The sequence below is a fragment of the Janthinobacterium sp. FW305-128 genome (assembly GCF_020858135.1).
GTDB lineage: Bacteria > Pseudomonadota > Gammaproteobacteria > Burkholderiales > Burkholderiaceae_D > Janthinobacterium.
In genome coordinates this window covers 121180-139889 of record NZ_JACYMK010000008.1, presented here as the reverse complement: position 1 = coordinate 139889, position 18710 = coordinate 121180, and the positions used below count along the sequence as shown (strand labels likewise).

Genomic DNA, 18710 nt, shown 5'->3' with positions numbered 1-18710 from the left:
AAATTTGCGCCAAATACCGACTATCCCTCCCCCTCCTGCTGTCTACGCACAACAAAATTACCCGATAGCAAGAATTGAAATATTTCCAATTCCATACTTTGTGTGGGCGAGCGAACAGACCCTGCCGCGCCCTGGCCGCAGACTGGGATTTTTCAACAGGAGGTCACCATGAGCTACGAAGAACGCGACGCCTACGGCATGTATGTCAACCGCGGCCACAAAGGCCCCGGCCCTGAACTGATGGGTGCCGACACCCTGATCGGCGACCATGTGCACAACGCCAAGGATGAACACCTGGGCGAAATCAAGGAAATCATGATCGACATGCGCAGCGGCAAGATCGCTTATGCCGTCATGTCGCACGGCGGTGTCTTCACCATCGGCGAAAAACTGTTCGCCGTGCCCTGGGAAGCGCTGCTGCTCGACACCGTCAACAAGCGCTTCACCCTGAACGTCGACAAGGAACGCATCGAAAACGCGCCCGGCTTCGATACCGATAACTGGCCGAACATGGCGGACCAGACGTGGGCCAATTCGATCCACAGTTACTACGGCACCACGCCGCGTGAGTATTAATTAAGCCAAAGCGCGGGGCTGAGGTCTGCTCTAAAACCGGTACTCCAGCCCCGCCACATAGGTCCTGCCCCGCGCCGTGCTCAGCGGCGTGTTGTCCTGCGACTGCGACGGCATCGAGTTCAGGCGGTTCAGCGCTTCCGAAAAATCCTTGTTCATGGCGTTCTGTACGGACAGGCGCAGGAACAGGTTTTTCGACACCTGGTAACTCGCATACAAGTCGATCACGGCCGGAATCTTCGGATTGTCGGCCTTCAGCACTTCGCCCGTCGCTTCATCGGCTTCGTTGTCCGGCGACAAGCGGCGGTTCGACCCCGTGTGCTTGATGATCGCGCCGATCTCCATTTTATTGTCCAGCAAACGCGTGCCCACGTCGAGATTGTAATAAGTGCTGGGCAGCTCGCTGATGTCGGCCGCGCCGAACCAGGCGCTGGCGATCGAGGTGGGCTGGCGCGTCGTTTCGCGCGTGTACGACAGGCGCGCATACGCCGGTCCCAGATGATATTGCGCTTCCAGTTCCCATCCGCGCGAATACACGGGCGTGGCCGAGTTGATGTAGATATACATATTCGTCATGTAGTCATCGACATTCTGCCAATCATTGGCAAGCACTTCCGCGATATTGCACTTGCGGCCGCGGTCGCACACGAGGAAGGACTGGCTGGTGATATAGCCATCGATCTTGCTCTTGAAATACAGGGCCTTGAAATTCAGCACGTCATTCTTGCTCAGCAAGCCATGCAGGCTGGAATTGAAGCCCAGCTGATAGGTCGTCGCTTTCTCGCCCTTCAGAAACGGGTTCATCGAAGCCCCGCCGTCATTCGAGAAAAACACTTCCTGCGGATTCGGCCCGCGCATGGTGCGCTCGGCGCTGGCAAACGGCTGGAACCACGGCGTCACTTGCGCGGAAACGAGCAGCGAAGGGTTGATGCCGTGTTCTTTCAGCGCAATATTGCTCGCCCCTTGCGGGAAACACTGCACGCGCGGATCGCAGGCGGGCTTGTGGCCCGTCAATTCAAAACGCGTGGTGTTCAGCCCCGCGTTGACTTGGTAGATGCCGCGGTTGTATTGCAGGCCTGCGTACAGACTGCTGATCTTTTGCACGCCCTCGGGGCCGAAGGTATTGTTTTCAATCGATTGCTGGTTCGCATCCGGGTTGTCCGGATCGTCGACGAGGCTTTCCACGTGCTTGCTGTACTTGTTGCGCATCAGCTTGCCGCCCACCGTCAGCAGCGCATCGCCGCCGGCCAGCTTGAAGCTGCTCGTGTTGTTGATGTCGATGGCATCGGCGCGGTTGGCCGCATTCGTGTTGATGAAATTGGTCAACGCTTCAGGCATGTATTTCTGGTTGCCACGGCTGCTGCTGGCCACCACATTGAGGTCGATCAATTCCGAAAACGGCGTGTAGTGATATTTGACGTAGTAGTCATCGCTGCGGATATCGCGGCGCGTAAACGTGTTGCGGTAATCGCGTGCCGACAGTTCCAGCGAGTGGAAGTCGCTCAATCTGAGATCCAGCTTGAGCAACTGCGATTTCGGTTTTTGCTTGTAATAGCGGTTGTAGCCGAAACCGAATTCCTCGCTGTTGACGCCCTTCGCATTCTTGTAGTTGTTGCCGATTACGCTGGCACTGGTGGCCGCCATGAAGCCTACGCTGCCGCCATCGAAGGCAGGGTTTTTCATGCCCACGGCCAGCATGGCGCTGCGTCCTACACCGTTGTTCCCTGTCGACATCTTCGTGCGCGCGCCCACCTTTTCGCCGGCGAAGACCACGTCATCGACGCCGATGGTGCGGAAGTTGGCGCTGCCGGCCAGTGCATTGACGCCATCGCCGCCGACCACATTGCCGCGTGACACGTCCACGCCGATAATGAAGTTCGGGTCGATCAGGGCGCCGAACTGGCTGCTGGGCACGCCGCCGTGCGACACGGACGACGGTGCGCTGCCATAGTAATTCTGGCTCACGCCATCGACCATCATGTTGACGCGCCCCAGACCCGACAAGCCGCGGATGTTGACGCTGACGGCGCCCTGCGCCGGATCGATCTGGGTAAACGTGCCCGGCATGCTGCGCACGATCTGGTCCACGGGTTGCAAGCGCGTGTCCGCGCCGCGCGCGCTGACGGCGCCCGGTTTTTCCAGCGCCTGCTGTTCCACAGGAATATTTTCACCCGATACATTCAGCGGCGAAAACACGACCTTGCCGTCGCTACTCTCTTGCGCCCATGCCTGCTGCGCCAGCAACGCCATGCAGACGCCCACGGCTCGTGTCATTGTCTTGATATGCATACACCCTCGATTTGTTATGGTTGGATTTTTAATGAATACAATCGGCATCCTCATGCCTTGTCCTGCCCTGGCTCCAGCTTGAACGAGACGGGCAAGGTGACGGTCACCGTGCCCTGGTGTAAGACCTTGTCGGGCGGCGCCGGCAGCGGCTGCGCGCGCTGCAGCACTTGCAGCGCTTCGCGGTCGAGCAGCACCGTGCCCGATGAAGTGACCAGTTCGCTGGCCAGCAGCTTGCCGTCGCGGTCCACCTGGAAGCGTACCCAGGCGGCGCCGGCCCGCTTGCGCTGGCGCGCGTCGCCCGGATAGCGTTTGAAATGGGCCAGATGGCTGAGCACCCGGCTTTGCCAGCTGGCGGGCGCTGCGCTGACGGGCGGCGTGTCGCTGTCGAACGGCGCCGCCTGCGGACCGCGCACCGAACTTGGCGCCGGCGTGGCGCTGCTGCTGGCCTGGGCTTGCATGGACGCTTCCCTGGCGGCATCCTTGCCGGGATCTGGCGACGGACTGGCTTCTGCCTTCGCTTCTTTTTCGGCCGCGACGATTTTCGGCGCGGCGGCGCGCGCCAGCACGGGCAACGCTTCTTGCCCGGTCGTACTCTTTTTCGGTTGGGCTGCGCTGGATGCGGCCGACTGGCGCGCCCCTGCCGCTGCCGCCTGTTGCGTCTCCGGCGACATCGCTTGCGCGGCAAATACGACCATCACGCTGGCGGGCGGCTGCGCGGGCGCGACAGCGACGGGCTGCCAGGCCGCACACAGCAGCAGCGACAGTGCGGTAGCCGCCACCAGCGACGTGGCGATGCCCCAGCTCAATACCGGACGGGGATTCACCCTTCCTCCCGGGCCACCAGGCCCACTTTCAGATAGCCGGCCTGGCGCAGGGCATCCATCACGCCCAGCACGTCTTCATACGCGGCTTGCTTGTCGGCCTGGAAGAACAGCGTGCGCTGGCGGTCGCCGCCCGTTTGTGCATCGAGGAGGCGACCCAGCTGCCCGCGCGCCACGGGCGACTCGCCCAGGTACAGGCTGTGGTCGGCTTTCAGGGAAACGAACACCGGTTTTTCGGGGCGCGGCTCGGGCTTGGCCGTGGCGGCCGGCAAGTCGATCTTCAGGTCAACGGTGGCCAGCGGCGAGACCACCATGAAGATGATCAAGAGCACCAGCATCACGTCGATGAAGGGCGTGACATTGATCTCACTCAATTCCGGCATGTCGGCCGTGTCGTCGTCCTGCGATGGGAAAAGGCTGGCCATGGCTCAGGCCTGCTGGCGCACGTCGAGGTCGCGGCTCAGCATCAGCAGCACTTGCGCGGAAGCGGCCCGCAGCTGCGCCTTGTACTGATTGATGCCACGGCTCAAGACGTTGTAGATGACGACGGCGGGTATCGCCGCCACCAGGCCCAGCGCTGTCGCCAGCAAGGCTTCCGCGATACCGGGCGCGACGGTCGCCAGATTCGTGCTCTGGCTGACGGCGATGCCGATAAAGCTGTTCATGATGCCCCACACGGTGCCGAACAGCCCCACGAACGGTGCCACGGCGCCTATGCTCGCCAGCAAGCCGATGCCTTGCGCCATGCTGCGTACCTTGTGCGCGATCAATTGCTCCTGGCGAAACCCGGCCCGCTCCTTCAGGGCCGCCGCCGGCGCGCTGGCATGCGACAGACTCAGTTCCTGCTGCACCTCGGCCAGCAGCTGCTGCGCCAGCGAATTGCTGCCTGCGCCCTCCACTTTGACGGCCGCGTCCGGCAAGGAGATGGCCGTTTTCAGCATGGCAACGGCTTGCGCCGCCGCGCGCCGCGCTTGCAGCAAGCTGGCGCCCTTCACCAGCAAAACCACCCAGGTGGCCAGCGCGGCGAGCAGCAAGCCGATGAGCACGCTTTTGACGATCTGGTCGGCGGCAAAGAACATGCCCAGCGGCGACATATCGTGCGGCAAGGCGGACGCTTGCGCCGTGGCATGGAACAGGGAAAGAAACACGCCGCCGGCGGCGGCTTTGATACAGAGGATACGCATGGGAGCTTCAACAGGTAACAGGCATGGCTGCGCCAACGGCGCGCACGCGCATGCAAAAAAATCGGAAAAACTACCTGGCTGCTGCGAAGAAGCTTGCTGGGGAGGAGTGCCGGGCTGAACGCCCGGCGGAGTTACAACGGATTACTTGGCGCTGGCGACGGCGGGTGCCGCCACCGGCGTGTACCACACAAAATCCGCCTGCGGCGCCAGCACCGTGGCGCCCTGCTGGGCGAGGACCAGTACCAGCGGCGCGGGGCCGCCCGTCAAGTCCTGCACATGCAGCGGCACGCCCAGGTCCTTGTGCGCATGGTAGGCGCCGGCGATCAGCACGGCGGGCGCGGGCGCGGCCAGCAGGCGCTCGGCCATGCGGCGGTCGCGCTGCTGCTGCACCGACAGCATGGCGGCCAGGCGCGGCGCATCGATCTGGTTGTCGTGCATGACGCGGATGATGTCTTTGAGTTTGTCATGCACCTTGCCATCATTGGCCAGATTCGAATGCTTGCCCTGCACGGCCAGCTGGTCGACAAACAGTTGCTTGATTTCGCTGCGGTCCAGGTTGGCCGACCAGACGGGATACGGCGCGCGCATCACGGTCATGACCAGGTCGCCATATTGCGCCCACTTCCAGCCCGGCTGCCAGGCCAGCAGCTCGGCCACGTGTTCGGGGCGCACGACGGGGTCCGTCTGCAGCCACGGCTTGACCTTGTCCACCTTCGCTTGTTGGTCCGGGTTCAGCATTTCCAGCAGCACGCTGCCTTGCGGACGCTGGCCCTGCAATTGCTGCAGCAGCCACTGCTCGATCTTGTGGTGGCTGAGCTGGTCATGCTGCTCGCCCACGATGACCCTCGGGGCGGCGGCCAGCTGGGCCAGCAATTGCTCGGCAGTCAAGCGCTGGCCGCTGCGCAGGTCGACGATCTCGCCCAGCTGGCGCACGTCTTGCACAGTAGCGGATGCCGCAGTCGTGGTACTCAGCGGAGCGACGCTGCTGCAGGCGCTCAGCGCCAGCACGCAGACGGGCAGGATGGCGGCGAGGGAAAGGGGGAATTTCATGGCATGGCCTTTCGGGTGGAAGCATGCATTGCAAAATAACTACTGGCGGGCATTTTAATAGAAATGATTCTCATTTACAACCTATGCACGGCGCACCATGCAAAATTTTTACAACTGGCAAAAATAGTGCTTCGGTGAAATCCCCGGGCGCGGAGTAGAATAAAAAAAACGGAGGACTTGCGTGAATCAAACTGACCAGTTGGCGGTACTGAAAAAACCGCTGCCAGAATCTCTTGCTGCCGTACTTTCCCTGATCTTTGCCGACCGCTTTTCCATGACGCAAGCCATGCGCGCACACCATGGCCGCGACGAGTCGAGCTATCCCCCCATGCTGCCCGATGCCGTCATCTTCGCCCATTCCACCGAGGAAGTGGCGGCCGCCGTCAAGCTGTGCAGCGCGCACGACGTGCCCGTCATCGCCTACGGCAGCGGCACCTCGCTCGAAGGCCATGTGCTGGCCCTGCATGGCGGCGTGACGATTGATCTGTCGCAAATGAATCACATGGTCGCCGTGCACAATGAAGACTTGACGGCCACCGTGCAGGCGGGCGTGACACGCAAGCAGTTGAACGAGGACATCCGCGACACGGGCCTGTTCTTCCCCATCGATCCGGGCGCGAATGCGTCGCTGGGCGGCATGGCGGCCACGCGCGCCTCGGGCACGAACGCCGTGCGTTACGGCACCATGCGCGAAAACGTGCTGGCCCTGACGGTGGTGACGGCCGACGGGCGCATCATCAGGACGGGGACCCGGGCGAAAAAATCGTCGGTCGGCTACGACCTGACGCGTTTATTTGTCGGCAGCGAAGGGACCCTGGGCATCATTACGGAAGTGACCGTGAAACTGTATCCGCTGCCCGAAGCGATCTCGGCCGCAGTGTGCTCGTTCCCCGGCACGGGCGAGGCCGTCAGCGCCGTGATCCAGACCATCCAGATGGGTATTCCTGTGGCACGGGTCGAGTTTCTCGATGAAAATGGCGTGAAAGCCATCAACGCCTACGACAAGATGGCCTTGCCGGAAAAGCCGCTGCTGCTGTTTGAATTCCACGGCACGCCGGCCAGTGTGGCCGAGCAGGCGCAGCTGGTGCAAGCCATCACGGCGGAACATGGCGCCAGCGATTTCGAGTGGGCCAGCCGACCCGAAGAGCGCTCGCGCCTGTGGGCTGCTCGCCACAACGCGTATTTCGCCCTGCTGCAGATGCGTCCCGGCAGCCGCGCCATTTCCACCGACTGCTGCGTGCCGATTTCGCGGCTGGCCGAATGCATCCTCGCCACCAAGGCCGATTGCGAGGCGCAGGGCCTCGTCTATGCCATCATCGGCCACGTGGGCGACGGCAATTTCCACGTGCAGATGCTGGTCGACCCCGACGACCCGGCCGACATCGCGCGCGCCGAAAAGGTCAACAGCGACATGGTCACGCGCGCCATCGGCATGGACGGCACGTGCACGGGCGAGCATGGCGTGGGCATGCACAAGATGGCTTTCCTCGTGGAAGAACATGGCGAGGGCGCCATCGACACCATGCGCGCCCTCAAGCACGCGCTCGACCCGAAGAACATCATGAATCCGGGGAAGATTGTCAGATGGTAGGTCGCTCCCTTCGGGATCGGCATTTTTCCCACTGGGAAAAATGCCCTCTCTGGGTACGTCTCCAGTCCTTGCCGTTGGCTTAATTTCTACGCCGTCATCAGAGTCATAAGCCCGCAAGCAAAAAATGGGGTCAGACCCGCCGGGTCTGACCCCAGCCTTGGCCATTTTACAATTCCATGCGCATCGGCACGAAAGCGATGCCGCCCGTTTCCACCTTCGGCCCCGTGGCGACAAAGCCCAGGCTTTGATACAGGGGCAAGGCGTAGGCCGAGGAATTGACGGTAAAGGCCGTCACATCGCCCTTGGCCAGCGACGCGTCGCGGGCCGCCTGCCACAAACGGCGCGCCATGCCGCGCCGGTGCAGGGCGCGCGGCACGAACATGTGGAACAGATGCGTGTTGTCGCGCATGGCCACCACGCCGGCCAGTTCGCCGTCGATATGCGCGAGCTGGTAGGCGTAATTGGGCAGCGACAGATAGCCTTCGATGGCGGGCTGGCGGCAGTTCTCGATGAACTTTTCCGCCCCCGCGCCGTCCGGGTGCAGGGTCAAAAAGGGCATCAAGTCGTCGATCAGGGCGACGATGGCGGGCGCGTCGGCGACCAGGGCGGGACGCAGTGTCGGTTCGGGTAATGTTGTCATATTCAAATAATGCCATGCCCTCCTCCCCGCCGGCAACTCTCAGCAAAAATCGCGGCTGCTGGTCCGCAAGCGCCCCAGCAAGTGCGACATATCGACCAGGTGCTTGGCCACCAGGTTGCGCACGATGCCCTCCCTTTGCCACACGCCGTACACGCCCAGCAGCGGCGCGCTCAGCACTTCGCGCCGCTGGCTTGCCACCAGGTCGGGCCAGACGATGACGTTGACCGTGCCCGTCTCGTCTTCCAGGGTCATGAAGATGACGCCCTTGGCCGTGCCCGGACGCTGGCGCACGGTGACGATGCCGCAGGCGCGCGCCACTTGCCCGCTCGTGTACGTCATCAGCGTGGACGCCGGCATGAAGCGCTGTTCCAGCAATTGTTTGCGCAGCAGCGCCAGCGGGTGGCGGCCCAGGGTCAGGCCTTGCGCGCGGTAGTCGCTGACGATGCTCTCGCCTTCCGTCGGCGCGGCCAGCACGGGCAAATCTTCCTCTTGCGTGGTATCGCGCAGCAAGTCCCTGTCGGGTACGGCGCCGGCCGCCTGCCACAGCGCTTCGCGCCGGTGCCCGGCCAGCGCATGCAGCGCGTTGCCGGCAGCGAGCACTTGCAAGTCATGGCGGTCCAGGCCGCCACGGCGGGCCAGGTCGGCCACATCGACGAAGGCGGCGATGGCACGCGCATCCTCGATGCGTTGGGCAGCCTGCGCGCGCATGCCGAACAGGCTATTCAAGCCCAGGCGCACGGCCGGTGCATCACGCTGCCCGCCCTGCCCTGCCGGCGCTTCCAGCGCCGCCTCCCAGCCGCTGACGGCCACGTCGACGGGCAGCACCTGCACGCCATGGCGGCGCGCATCCTGCACCAGTTGCGAAGGGCTATAAAAGCCCATGGGCTGGCTGTTGAGCAAGGCGCACAGGAAGGCAGCCGGTTCGTGGCATTTCAGCCAGGAACTGGCGTACGTCAGCAGGGCGAAACTGGCCGCGTGCGACTCCGGAAAACCGTATTCGCCAAAGCCCTCAATCTGGCTGAAGATGGCCTCCGCGAACTCCCGTTTATACTCATTTTTGACCATCGTTTCGACGATGCGTTCCTTGTAATTGTTCATGCCGCCCTTGCGTTTCCAGGCCGCCATGGCGCGCCGCAACTGGTCCGCCTCGCCGGGCGTGAAATCGGCCGCGATGATGGCCACCTGCATCACCTGCTCCTGGAAAATCGGGATGCCGAGGGTGCGCCCCAGCGCCTTGTCCAGGCCCTTCGGATACTCGACCGGCTCTTTCTGCTGGCGCCGCTGCAGATAAGGATGCACCATGCCGCCCTGGATGGGCCCGGGGCGCACCAGCGCCACCTCGATGACGAGGTCGTAGAATTCACGGGGCCGCAGGCGCGGCAGCATGCTCATCTGCGCGCGCGACTCGATCTGGAATACACCGATGGTGTCCGCCTGGCACATCATGTCGTAGGTGGCGGGGTCTTCGCGAGGAATATCCTGCAGGCGAAATTCCTCGCCGCGCCGCCCACTGACCAGCTCCAAGGCGCGGCGCAGGGCCGACAGCATGCCCAGCGCCAGCACGTCGACCTTCATCAAGCCCAGTTCTTCCAGGTCATTCTTGTCCCACTCGATGACGCTGCGTTCGGCCATGGTCGCGTTTTCAATCGGCACCAGGCGCGACAGCTTTCCCTGAGCGATGACAAAGCCGCCCGGATGCTGCGACAAATGGCGGGGAAAGCCCAGCAGCTGCTGCGCCAGGCCCGCCCACTGCTGCGACAATTCCGCTTCCGGGTCCAGCCCGCATTCGGCCAGGCGCTCCAGCAGATCGCGCTTGCCGTCGAACCAGCGATGCGCCTTGGTCACTTTTTCCACGATGGCCAGATCGATTCCCAGCGCCCGCCCGCTGTCGCGCAAGGCGCTCTTCGGCCGGTAGCTGATCACCACGGCCGCCAGCGCGGCCCGTTCGCGCCCATATTTGCCGTAGATATATTGGATGACCTCTTCGCGCCGCTGGTGCTCGAAATCGACGTCGATATCGGGCGGCTCGTTGCGCTCGCGCGACATGAAGCGCCCGACCAGGCAATTGCCGCGCGCCGGGTCCACTTCCGTGATGTGCAGGCAATAGCAGACGGCCGAATTGGCGGCCGAACCCCGGCCCTGGCACAGGATGTTTTGCGAGCGCGCAAAGCGCACGATATCGTAGACGGTCAAAAAATACGCTTCGTAGGAAAGATCCCGGATCAGCTCCAGCTCCTGCTCGATCTGTTCCTGCACGTTCGCCGGGATACCGAGCGGAAAGCGCAGGCGCGCGCCCGCATACGTTTCCTCGCGCAGATACGTCGCCGGCGTGTGGCCGTGCGGCACCAGCTCGTCCGGATAGTCATAGCGCAAGCTGTCGAGGGAAAACGTGCACTGACCGGCGATGCGCACGGTTTCCGCCAGCGCTTGCGGCGGATACACATTGGCCAGGCGCAAGCGCGCGCGCAGATGCTGTTCCGCATTTTGCGCCAGCGCATAGCCGCACTCGCCCACGGGTTTGCCCACGCGGATCGCGCACAGGGTGTCGAGCAAGGGCTTGCGCGACCGCACGTGCATGCACACGTGGCCGACGGCCGCCACGGACAAGCCCAGCGCCTGCGCCGCCTCCTGCACGGCGCCGCGGTGCGCGTCATCCTGCGCCCGCTGCAGCAGGTTCAGGCCGATCCAGCTGCGCTCGCGGCCAAAGGTGGACGCCATCCACTCACCCTGCGCGCGCATGGTTTCCGCCTCGGCCGCATAGCCGGGCAGCAAGATCATCAAACAGCCGGGCAAGCCCCGCAAATGGGCAAACTCCGCCGCAGGCGCGGTGAAATCATCGGGCGTCAGCAGATAGCGCCCCTTGGCCGCCCGCGTGCGCGCCATGGTGATCAGTTCCGACAAGTTGCCGTAACCATCGATATCGCGCACCAGCGCCAGCAGGGACGGCCCCGGACTGCCGTCGGCCTGCGTCAAATGGAAATGCGCGCCGATAATCAGGTGAAAACCGGCCCGCTTGGCCACCGCATGGGCGCGCACGACGCCGGCCAGCGAACACTCGTCAGTAATGGCCAGCGCCTTGTAACCGAGCTGCACGGAGCGCGCCACCAGCTCTTCCGCATGCGAGGCCCCATGCAGGAAGCTGAAATTGCTCAGGCAGTACAACTCAGCATACTCGGGTAAGACGGCGCCCCACATGATCTACCTCAATACTGTATATAAACACAGTATAATATACTCATCCTGAGTCAAGTAGCCGGCTCCAGTCGGATAGTGTTCATTTTGATGGGCGCATAGAGCGTCTGCCGGCCCGCGCTAGGCTTTGGCCTGTCGCATGACAGGCCACATTGACAGTCCGGCAAATCAGTTAGCAACTATGCGAAACTCCGTCGCTGTGGCTACGGGGCGAACTTGATTTCGCTCCCGTTTCAATTCCACGATGCCGTAATTGGACATTGTTTTCAATGTGCGCGACAGGTTGCTCGGTTTACGACCCGTTGTTTCAGCCAATGCAGAGATGGATTCCGGTTGCGTTTCCAGAATCACGTGCAACAACGCCCGGTTTTCGTCGCTCAAGACTTCCGCCAGCGATTTGATCGAAGTGAACCAGACCTTGGGCTCATCCGCCTTCGGTTTATATATGCCGCGAGCGATGGCGAGCACGCGTTCGCGGATTTTCTCTTGCGGCATGATGCCAATAAAAATCGGTTTCATTGCTTTTTTATCTCCAGCAAAATGCGGTCCACGTCAGCAAAAAAATCATTGATGAGATGCTGCGCATCCTTGAATTCGTATGGCACTCCCTGATCTGACGGATGCCGGTGTTTATGGTCGAATGCCACGATACGTCCCGCATATTTGAATTTCTTTGGCGGCTTTACCATGTGCGCATTGTCGTAACCGAGGATGCGTTTGCCATACGGTTCGTGCAGCGTCAGCGAGTAGCGTATGCCGTGAGGAATCTCATCCGACACTTCCGTCCGCCTGGCTTCTATCTTGATCCAATAACCCCCATCCTGGTCGAGGATGGAACCATCCAGGTCCAGCAATGTATCGATGGCAGGATCGGTCCTCATGCGGGAAGTATATCATCTGCTGATATGTCACTTCCACGAAAGCGTCAATAGGCGCAGCCTTTGACTCCATCCAGCCAAGACATCGCGAAGCTTTGCACTTATTTTCGTTTATGCTGATGTTTTATCTTGCCCATCGACCGCCATGATCGTCCACTTATTAAAATGTTTCGGCGCCGTACCCGGCGGCGGCAATGCGGCGCTGGTCGTGGAAAACGACGGCAGCAGCGAAACGGTGCGCCAGACCTTCGCGCGCGAACGCCAGGTCAGCGCCTGCGTCTTCCTCGACCGGCAGGCGGACGGTGCCATCGTGCTTGACTATTTTTATCCGCACACGCGCAGCCCCCTGTGCCTGCATGCCACCCTGGCGGCCGCGCATGTGCTGCTGACGGCGCCCGGCGCGCCGCCGGCGCTGACGGTGAGCACGGCCATGCGCGGGCAAGCCTTGCAGCTGGTGCGCCGCGCGGAAGGGATATTCATCGGCTTGACATCGCAGCCGGCACCGGTCGTCATGCTGGAAAAATATGTGCCGTCGGAACTGATGGGCCAGCACATGCACTTGCTGTCGCCGCCCGTGATCGCCTCCGTCGGCAGCCCGAAGCTGCTGCTGGAAGTGGCCGACCGCACCACCCTGCGCGCACTGCGGCCTAACCTGGAACTGATCGCCGACTGGAGCGCCTTGCATCAGGTCAGCGGTTGCTATGCGTATTGCCGCACGGGCGAGAGCGAATATGAAGGACGCAACTTCAACCACCGCGACCCGGCGCTGGAAGACAGCGCCACGGGCGTGGCGGCAGGCGCGCTGGCGGCGCACCGACAACAGTCGCTGCGCCTGCATCAGGGCTACGTGACGCAGCAGCCGTGTCTGATCGAGGTGCAATACAGCACGCAGGCAATCTGGGTGGGCGGCATGGTGCAACGCAGCACCTGAACGGGGCATCACGCACCAGTACAAGGCAAGCCCGGCAGCGCCCAAAAGAGAATCAACCAGGAAACAACAGTTACAGCAAATTTGTAATAACAAAACAAAGTATCGCTGGTGAATGCTGAAATGATGGCACTAGAATCAAGTCACGAATCTTGCTCATCAGCCACTTGGAGATACTGCGTGCCGACCCTCACCACCTTGCGTAAAGCCATCCTCATCAGCCTGTACGGCAGCGCCGCCCTGGCCGCCTTCAGTCCCGCCGCCATGGCCCAGTCCACGGAAGCGGCCGCCACGGATGGTCCCGTGCAAACGGTCAGCGTGGTCGGCTCGCGCCGGGTCGCCAGCTCCTCCACCGATACGATGGTGCCGGTCGATATCATTCCGATTTCCAAGGTGGCCGAGCAAGGCGGCCAATTCGACCTGGCGCAATCGCTGCAATACATCTCGCCCTCGTTCAACTCCACGCGCCAGACGGGCGCCGACGGGGCCGACCTGATCGATTCGGCCGCCCTGCGCGGCCTCGGTTCCGACCAGACCCTGGTGCTGGTGAATGGCAAGCGGCGCCACACGACGGCCCTGGTCAACCTGTTTGGCGCGCGCAACCGCGGCAACACGGGCACGGACATGAATGCGATTCCTTTGCTGGCGATCAAGAACGTGCAAGTGCTGCGCGACGGCGCCGCCGCCCAGTATGGCTCGGACGCCATTGCCGGCGTGATCGACATCGAACTGAAGAAAAGCCTGGGCTGCGAAGCGGTGGCCGGCTACAGCCAGTATTCCGAAGGCGACGGCAAGAATTACATGACGTCCGCCTACTGCGGCATCGCGCTGGGCGACAAGGGCACGCTTGCCATCACGGGCGAATACCTGGACCGGGGCCGCTCGAACCGGGCCGACGCGGACAGCATGCGCATCATCGGCGACACCAAGTCCAGGAACAAGACCCTGTACGTCAATGGCGACTACGCCACCAGCGGCACGGGCAAGCTGTACTTCACGGCCGGCGCGCAGACGCGCGACGCGTCCAGCGCCGCGTTCGGCCGGGGCGGCATCGGCAGCGACGACATCCCTGCGCGCAATTCGGCCGCCATGTACCCGGACGGTTTCGTACCGTTCATTAACGGCAAGATCGACGACCAGTACGCCACCATCGGCCACCGCAGCCAGATCGGCGAATGGCATGCGGACTTTTCGCAAACCTATGGCTACAACAAGATGCGCTACGACATCAGCCATACCCTGAACGCCTCGATCGCCAACCTCGACCTGATGAACGGCGGCAAGGGCGTCAGCGCCAGCAACTTTGACGCGGGCGGCTTCTCGTTCCAGCAGCTGACCAGCAACGCCGATTTCAGCCGCTACTACGATACGGTGATGAGCGGCATGAACGTGGCCTTCGGCGCCGAGTACCGCAGCGAGGAATACAAGATCATGGCCGGCGAACCGGGCTCCTACATCGACGCCGACGGCGTGGGCGTGGGCGGCAACGGCCGTAGCCAGGGCTTTCCCGGCTTCCAGCCCAGCGATGCCACCAAGGCCAGACGCCACAGCATCGCCGCGTATGGCGACGTGGAACTGGACTGGACGGAACGTCTGAAAACCCAGGCCGCCCTGCGCTACGAAAAATTCAGCGATTTCGGTTCCACCGTGACGGGTAAGCTGGCCGCCAGCTACAAAGTGGCGCCCAACGTGCTGCTGCGCGGCTCGGCCAGCACGGGCTTCCGCGCGCCGTCGCTGCAGCAAGTGTATTTCTCGTCCACCTTTACCGACTTCGTCAGCGGCGTCGCCACCGACGTGGTGCTGGCGCCGAACGGCGGCGCCGTCGCCAACGCGGCCGGCATTCCCAAGCTGAAAGAGGAAAAATCCACCAGCTTTACGTTTGGCGCTACCTGGACGCCGACGCAGGCCATTTCCGTGACGGCCGACTTGTACAATATCAAGATCAAGGACCGCATCGTGCTGTCGGGCCGCTTCAATGCCGGTAACTATCCTGACCTGGCCGCGCGTCTGGCCCTGCTGGGCGTGACGGAAGCGCAATTTTTCGTCAATTCCGTCGACACGCGCACGCGTGGCCTGGACCTGACGGCCTCGCACAAGGGAGAATTCGCCGGCAACCGCCTGAACACCTTCCTGGCCTTGAATTTGAGCAAAACGGAAGTGACGAAAGTCAAGACGCCCGCCTCGCTGACGGGCTTTGAAGACGTGCTGCTGTCCGAGCGCGAACGCCTGTTCATCGAACAGGGCGGCCCGCGCGCGAAAGCCACCCTGGGCTTCGACTACATCACGGGCAAGCTGGAATCGGACTTGCGCATCATTTATTTTGGCCCGCAAACCTTGGGCACCTTCAGCGGCACGGCCGAGGGCGTACCGAACGCCCGCTACGCGGCCAAGACCTCGGCCGACCTGAGCTTCACCTACAGCATCAACAAAAATACCAAGCTGACCTTTGGCGGCAACAACATCTTCAACGTCAAGCCGACCACGCAAAACGCGGACGAGACGGACAACGGCTTCAAATACGACAGCGTGCAATTCGGCCTGAACGGCGCCTCGTATTTCGGCCGGCTGTGGGTGAAGTTCTGATCGCCGTGTCCACCTGAAGAAACAGCGGCTGCGCCGGCATGGGCAGCCGCTGTTTTTTTGCATCAACTCCCGGTCGGCAGACGCTGGACGAGGGATGGTTCCCCCTCGTCTAGGCAATTCAGACAGGACAGTTCAACATCCACTGCACCCCGAACCGGTCGGTCAATTTACCGAAATAATCGCCCCAAATCTGTACGGCGAGCGGTGTCGTGACCACACCTTGATCCGCCAACTTGTCAAACAGCTGTTTTGTTAACTGCCTGTCCTTCATCTGCAAAATATGCGCAGACCCTCGCATTGGCTCCGCATCACCATTATCCGAAGCAAAGAACAACACGCCTGGCCCCTCAAACCGTGCATGCATGATTTTCCCGCGCATGGCTTCATGCGGGACAGGCATGCCATCGACGCCAAATCGCAATACCTCGGTAATCTTGCCCAGCCCGCATTGCGTGTAGAACCCCAGTGCTTGTTCGCACGTCGTGGTAAAGAATAAATAATTAGACAATTGCATCAGCTCATCCTTACAGTAATGTAGGCAACGCGAAAGTAAAAAGACGGTGAACCCGCATGGGACTCAGTGGCGGTCAACATCCCGGTACTGCTCCCATGGAGGATAGCCACTTATCGAACCGAAAAACTCATGCATTGTCACGACAACAGGGGGGACCGCTCCCGGCCAGCGCTGCCGCGGCGAACAATCTTTGCCCTACGGCGGAAAGCACGGATAATAGCGGCTAACTCATAAGCACAGTATTGGATTACCTCATGGAAATTAAAGTCAACTTTCTCGACAAGCTGCGTCTCGAAGCCAAGTTCGACGATTTTACGGTCATCGCCGACCAGCCCATCCGCTACAAGGGCGATGGCTCGGCGCCTGGCCCGTTCGATTACTTTTTGGCATCGTCAGCACTATGCGCCGCGTACTTCGTAAAGTTGTATTGCGATACGCGCAATATTTCCACGGAAAATATCCGCCTGTCGCAAAACAATATTGTCGATCCGGAAAACCGTTACCAGCAGATTTTCAAGATCCAGGTCGAGCTGCCGGCCGATATCTCGGCCAAGGACCGCCAGGGCATCCTGCGCTCGATCGACCGTTGCACGGTGAAAAAAGTGGTGCAGACGGGCCCCGAGTTCGTCATTGAAGAAGTCGAAAACCTGGACGCTGATGCCCAGGCCTTGCTGGCCCTGAATCCGGCGCCGGGCGCGAATACCTATATCGTCGGCAAGGATTTGCCGCTGGAACAGACCATCGCCAATATGTCGGGCCTGCTGGCGGGCCTGGGCATCAAGATCGAAATCGCCTCGTGGCGCAACATCATTCCGAACGTGTGGTCGCTGCATATCCGCGATGCGCATTCGCCCATGTGCTTTACCAACGGCAAGGGCGCAACCAAGGAAAGCGCGCTGGCGTCGGCCCTGGGCGAGTATATCGAGCGCCTCAGCAACAACCATTTCTACGCCGGTTCGTTCTGGGGCGAGGACATCGCCAACGCGGATTTTGTCCATTACCCGAACGAGCGCTGGTTCAAGCCGGGCCGCAAGGATGCGCTGCCGAAGGAAATTCTCGACGCATATTGCCTCGACATCTACGATGCCGATGGCGAACTGCGCGGCTCGCACCTGATCGACACCAACTCCGGCAATGCCGAGCGCGGCATCTGCTCGCTGCCATACGTGCGCCATTCCGACGGCGAGGTCGTGTATTTCCCGTCGAACCTGATCGAAAATCTATATGTCAGCAATGGCATGAGCGCCGGCAATACTTTGGTCGAAGCCCAGGTGCAATGTCTGTCGGAAATTTTCGAACGGGCCGTCAAGCGCGAAATCATCGAAGGCGAGATCGCCCTGCCCGACGTGCCGCAGGAAGTGCTGGCGAAATATCCGGGCATCCTGGCGGGCATACAGGGGCTGGAAGAACAGGGTTTCCCCGTGCTGGTGAAAGATGCGTCGCTGGGCGGCGTGTACCCGGTGATGTGCGTCACCCTGATGAACCCGCGCACGGGCGGCGTGTTTGCCTCGTTCGGCGCGCACCCGAGCCTGGAAGTGGCGCTCGAGCGCAGCCTGACGGAATTGCTGCAGGGCCGCAGTTTCGAAGGCTTGAACGACTTGCCGCAGCCGACGTTTGCCAGCGAAGCCGTCACCGAGCCGAACAACTTCGTCGAACACTTCATCGATTCGAGCGGCATCGTCTCGTGGCGCTTTTTCAGCGCCAAGGCCGATTACGATTTTGTCGAGTGGGATTTTTCCGGCCACGGCGAAAACTCGAATGCCGAGGAAGCGGCGACCCTGTTCGCCATCCTCGCCGACATGGGCAAGGAAGTGTACACGGCCGTGTATGACCAGCTGGGCGCCACCGCCTGCCGCATCCTCGTGCCCGGTTATTCCGAGGTGTATCCGGTCGAAGATTTGATCTGGGACAACACCAACAAGGCGCTGCTGTTCCGCGCCGACATCCTGAACCTGCATCAGCTGGACGATGCCAGCCTGGAAGACTTGCTCGACCGGCTGGAAAACAGCGAGCTCGACGAGTACGGCGACATCGCCACCCTGATCGGCATCGAGTTTGACGAAAACACGGTGTGGGGCCAGCTGACGACCCTGGAATTGAAGCTGCTGATTCATCTCGCCTTGCAGCAATTCGAGGAAGCGAAGGAATTGGTGGAAACGTTCCTGCAGTACAACGACAACACGCTTGAGCGCAAGCTGTTCTATCAAGCCTTGAACGTGGTGCTGGAAGTGGAACTCGATGACGAACTGGAACTGGACGATTACGTGGTCAATTTCCGCCGCATGTTTGGCAAGGAACGCATGGACGCGGTGCTGGGCTCGGTGAACGGCAGCGTGCGTTTCTTCGGCCTGCCCCCGACCAGCATGCAGCTGGAAGGCCTCGACAGGCACCAGCGCCTGATCGACAGCTTCAAGAAACTGCACGCGGCGCGCGCCAAGGCGGCTGCCGCCTGACCCAGGAGCGATAC

General features: G+C 61.7%; 15 protein-coding genes. 5 read left to right on the top strand and 10 right to left on the bottom strand.

The window, feature by feature from the left end:
* Positions 1 to 168: 168 nt before the first annotated feature.
* Positions 169 to 576, top strand: coding sequence for a PRC-barrel domain-containing protein (locus tag IGS60_RS17755; RefSeq protein ID WP_070221439.1), 408 nt, complete (start codon positions 169 to 171; stop codon positions 574 to 576).
* Between the two features lie 30 nt (positions 577 to 606).
* On the opposite strand, the gene IGS60_RS17750 is transcribed toward IGS60_RS17755, so the two are convergent.
* The 5 genes from IGS60_RS17750 to IGS60_RS17730 all read right to left on the bottom strand — a co-directional run bounded on the left by IGS60_RS17750 (position 607) and on the right by IGS60_RS17730 (position 5917).
* Positions 607 to 2862, bottom strand: coding sequence for a TonB-dependent receptor (locus IGS60_RS17750; protein ID WP_230505704.1), 2256 nt, complete (start codon positions 2860 to 2862; stop codon positions 607 to 609).
* Positions 2863 to 2912: 50 nt separating this feature from the next.
* On the bottom strand, positions 2913 to 3686 hold the full coding sequence (locus tag IGS60_RS28515) for an energy transducer TonB (protein ID WP_230505703.1): 774 nt from the start codon (positions 3684 to 3686) through the stop codon (positions 2913 to 2915).
* The gene (exbD, locus tag IGS60_RS17740) at positions 3683 to 4108 is read right to left on the bottom strand and encodes a TonB system transport protein ExbD (protein ID WP_230505702.1); all 426 of its coding nucleotides are present in this window, start codon (positions 4106 to 4108) and stop codon (positions 3683 to 3685) included. Before exbD ends, IGS60_RS28515 begins: the two co-directional genes overlap by 4 nt.
* Positions 4109 to 4111: 3 nt before the next feature.
* Positions 4112 to 4867: a tonB-system energizer ExbB gene (gene exbB, locus IGS60_RS17735; protein ID WP_230505701.1), complete on the bottom strand. Its 756-nt coding sequence runs from the start codon at positions 4865 to 4867 to the stop codon at positions 4112 to 4114.
* Positions 4868 to 5008: 141 nt separating this feature from the next.
* Complete coding sequence (locus tag IGS60_RS17730; RefSeq protein WP_230505700.1) at positions 5009 to 5917, bottom strand: ChaN family lipoprotein; 909 nt, start codon at positions 5915 to 5917, stop codon at positions 5009 to 5011.
* A gap of 181 nt (positions 5918 to 6098) precedes the next feature.
* Between IGS60_RS17730 and IGS60_RS17725 the strand changes: the two genes are divergently transcribed.
* Positions 6099 to 7508 (top strand): FAD-linked oxidase C-terminal domain-containing protein, encoded by a 1410-nt coding sequence (locus tag IGS60_RS17725; RefSeq protein ID WP_230505699.1) that lies wholly within the window; start codon positions 6099 to 6101, stop codon positions 7506 to 7508.
* A gap of 166 nt (positions 7509 to 7674) precedes the next feature.
* On the opposite strand, the gene IGS60_RS17720 is transcribed toward IGS60_RS17725, so the two are convergent.
* The 4 genes from IGS60_RS17720 to IGS60_RS17705 all read right to left on the bottom strand — a co-directional run bounded on the left by IGS60_RS17720 (position 7675) and on the right by IGS60_RS17705 (position 12221).
* Positions 7675 to 8148 carry a GNAT family N-acetyltransferase gene (locus tag IGS60_RS17720; protein ID WP_230505698.1) on the bottom strand — a complete coding sequence of 158 codons (474 nt, stop codon included), beginning with the start codon at positions 8146 to 8148 and terminating at the stop codon, positions 7675 to 7677.
* Between the two features lie 39 nt (positions 8149 to 8187).
* Complete coding sequence (locus IGS60_RS17715) at positions 8188 to 11343, bottom strand: error-prone DNA polymerase (RefSeq protein ID WP_230505697.1); 3156 nt, start codon at positions 11341 to 11343, stop codon at positions 8188 to 8190.
* 165 nt (positions 11344 to 11508) lie between these two features.
* Positions 11509 to 11859 (bottom strand): transcriptional regulator, encoded by a 351-nt coding sequence (locus IGS60_RS17710; protein ID WP_070291776.1) that lies wholly within the window; start codon positions 11857 to 11859, stop codon positions 11509 to 11511.
* Complete coding sequence (locus IGS60_RS17705; protein ID WP_099408966.1) at positions 11856 to 12221, bottom strand: DUF6516 family protein; 366 nt, start codon at positions 12219 to 12221, stop codon at positions 11856 to 11858. The genes IGS60_RS17710 and IGS60_RS17705 overlap by 4 nt, the downstream gene beginning before the upstream one ends.
* 142 nt (positions 12222 to 12363) lie before the next feature.
* Here IGS60_RS17705 and IGS60_RS17700 point away from each other — a divergent pair, with 142 nt between their 5' ends.
* Together IGS60_RS17700 and IGS60_RS17695 are read left to right on the top strand one after the other, a co-directional pair.
* A complete protein-coding gene (locus IGS60_RS17700) occupies positions 12364 to 13149 on the top strand; it encodes a PhzF family phenazine biosynthesis protein (RefSeq protein ID WP_230505696.1) in 786 nt (261 codons plus the stop codon).
* Between the two features lie 177 nt (positions 13150 to 13326).
* On the top strand, positions 13327 to 15729 hold the full coding sequence (locus tag IGS60_RS17695; protein WP_230505695.1) for a TonB-dependent receptor: 2403 nt from the start codon (positions 13327 to 13329) through the stop codon (positions 15727 to 15729).
* Positions 15730 to 15847: 118 nt separating this feature from the next.
* Here IGS60_RS17695 and IGS60_RS17690 read toward each other — a convergent pair whose 3' ends face one another.
* Positions 15848 to 16243 carry a VOC family protein gene (locus IGS60_RS17690; RefSeq protein ID WP_230505694.1) on the bottom strand — a complete coding sequence of 132 codons (396 nt, stop codon included), beginning with the start codon at positions 16241 to 16243 and terminating at the stop codon, positions 15848 to 15850.
* A 254-nt stretch (positions 16244 to 16497) separates the two neighbouring features.
* Between IGS60_RS17690 and IGS60_RS17685 the strand changes: the two genes are divergently transcribed.
* Positions 16498 to 18696 (top strand): OsmC domain/YcaO domain-containing protein, encoded by a 2199-nt coding sequence (locus IGS60_RS17685; RefSeq protein WP_230505693.1) that lies wholly within the window; start codon positions 16498 to 16500, stop codon positions 18694 to 18696.
* Positions 18697 to 18710: the final 14 nt, after the last annotated feature.

Excerpts from the sequence above, each read along its gene's own strand:
- IGS60_RS17715 (WP_230505697.1), bottom strand. The coding sequence starts at position 11,343 with ATGTGGGGCGCCGTCTTACCCGAGTATGCTGAGTTGTACTGCCTGAGC.
- IGS60_RS17720 (WP_230505698.1), bottom strand. The coding sequence starts at position 8,148 with ATGACAACATTACCCGAACCGACACTGCGTCCCGCCCTGGTCGCCGAC.
- IGS60_RS17750 (WP_230505704.1), bottom strand. The coding sequence starts at position 2,862 with ATGCATATCAAGACAATGACACGAGCCGTGGGCGTCTGCATGGCGTTG.
- IGS60_RS17690 (WP_230505694.1), bottom strand. The coding sequence starts at position 16,243 with ATGCAATTGTCTAATTATTTATTCTTTACCACGACGTGCGAACAAGCA.
- exbD (WP_230505702.1), bottom strand. The coding sequence starts at position 4,108 with ATGGCCAGCCTTTTCCCATCGCAGGACGACGACACGGCCGACATGCCG.
- IGS60_RS17755 (WP_070221439.1), top strand. The coding sequence starts at position 169 with ATGAGCTACGAAGAACGCGACGCCTACGGCATGTATGTCAACCGCGGC.
- IGS60_RS17705 (WP_099408966.1), bottom strand. The coding sequence starts at position 12,221 with ATGAGGACCGATCCTGCCATCGATACATTGCTGGACCTGGATGGTTCC.
- exbB (WP_230505701.1), bottom strand. The coding sequence starts at position 4,867 with ATGCGTATCCTCTGTATCAAAGCCGCCGCCGGCGGCGTGTTTCTTTCC.
- IGS60_RS17730 (WP_230505700.1), bottom strand. The coding sequence starts at position 5,917 with ATGAAATTCCCCCTTTCCCTCGCCGCCATCCTGCCCGTCTGCGTGCTG.
- IGS60_RS17700 (WP_230505696.1), top strand. The coding sequence starts at position 12,364 with ATGATCGTCCACTTATTAAAATGTTTCGGCGCCGTACCCGGCGGCGGC.
- IGS60_RS17710 (WP_070291776.1), bottom strand. The coding sequence starts at position 11,859 with ATGAAACCGATTTTTATTGGCATCATGCCGCAAGAGAAAATCCGCGAA.
- IGS60_RS17685 (WP_230505693.1), top strand. The coding sequence starts at position 16,498 with ATGGAAATTAAAGTCAACTTTCTCGACAAGCTGCGTCTCGAAGCCAAG.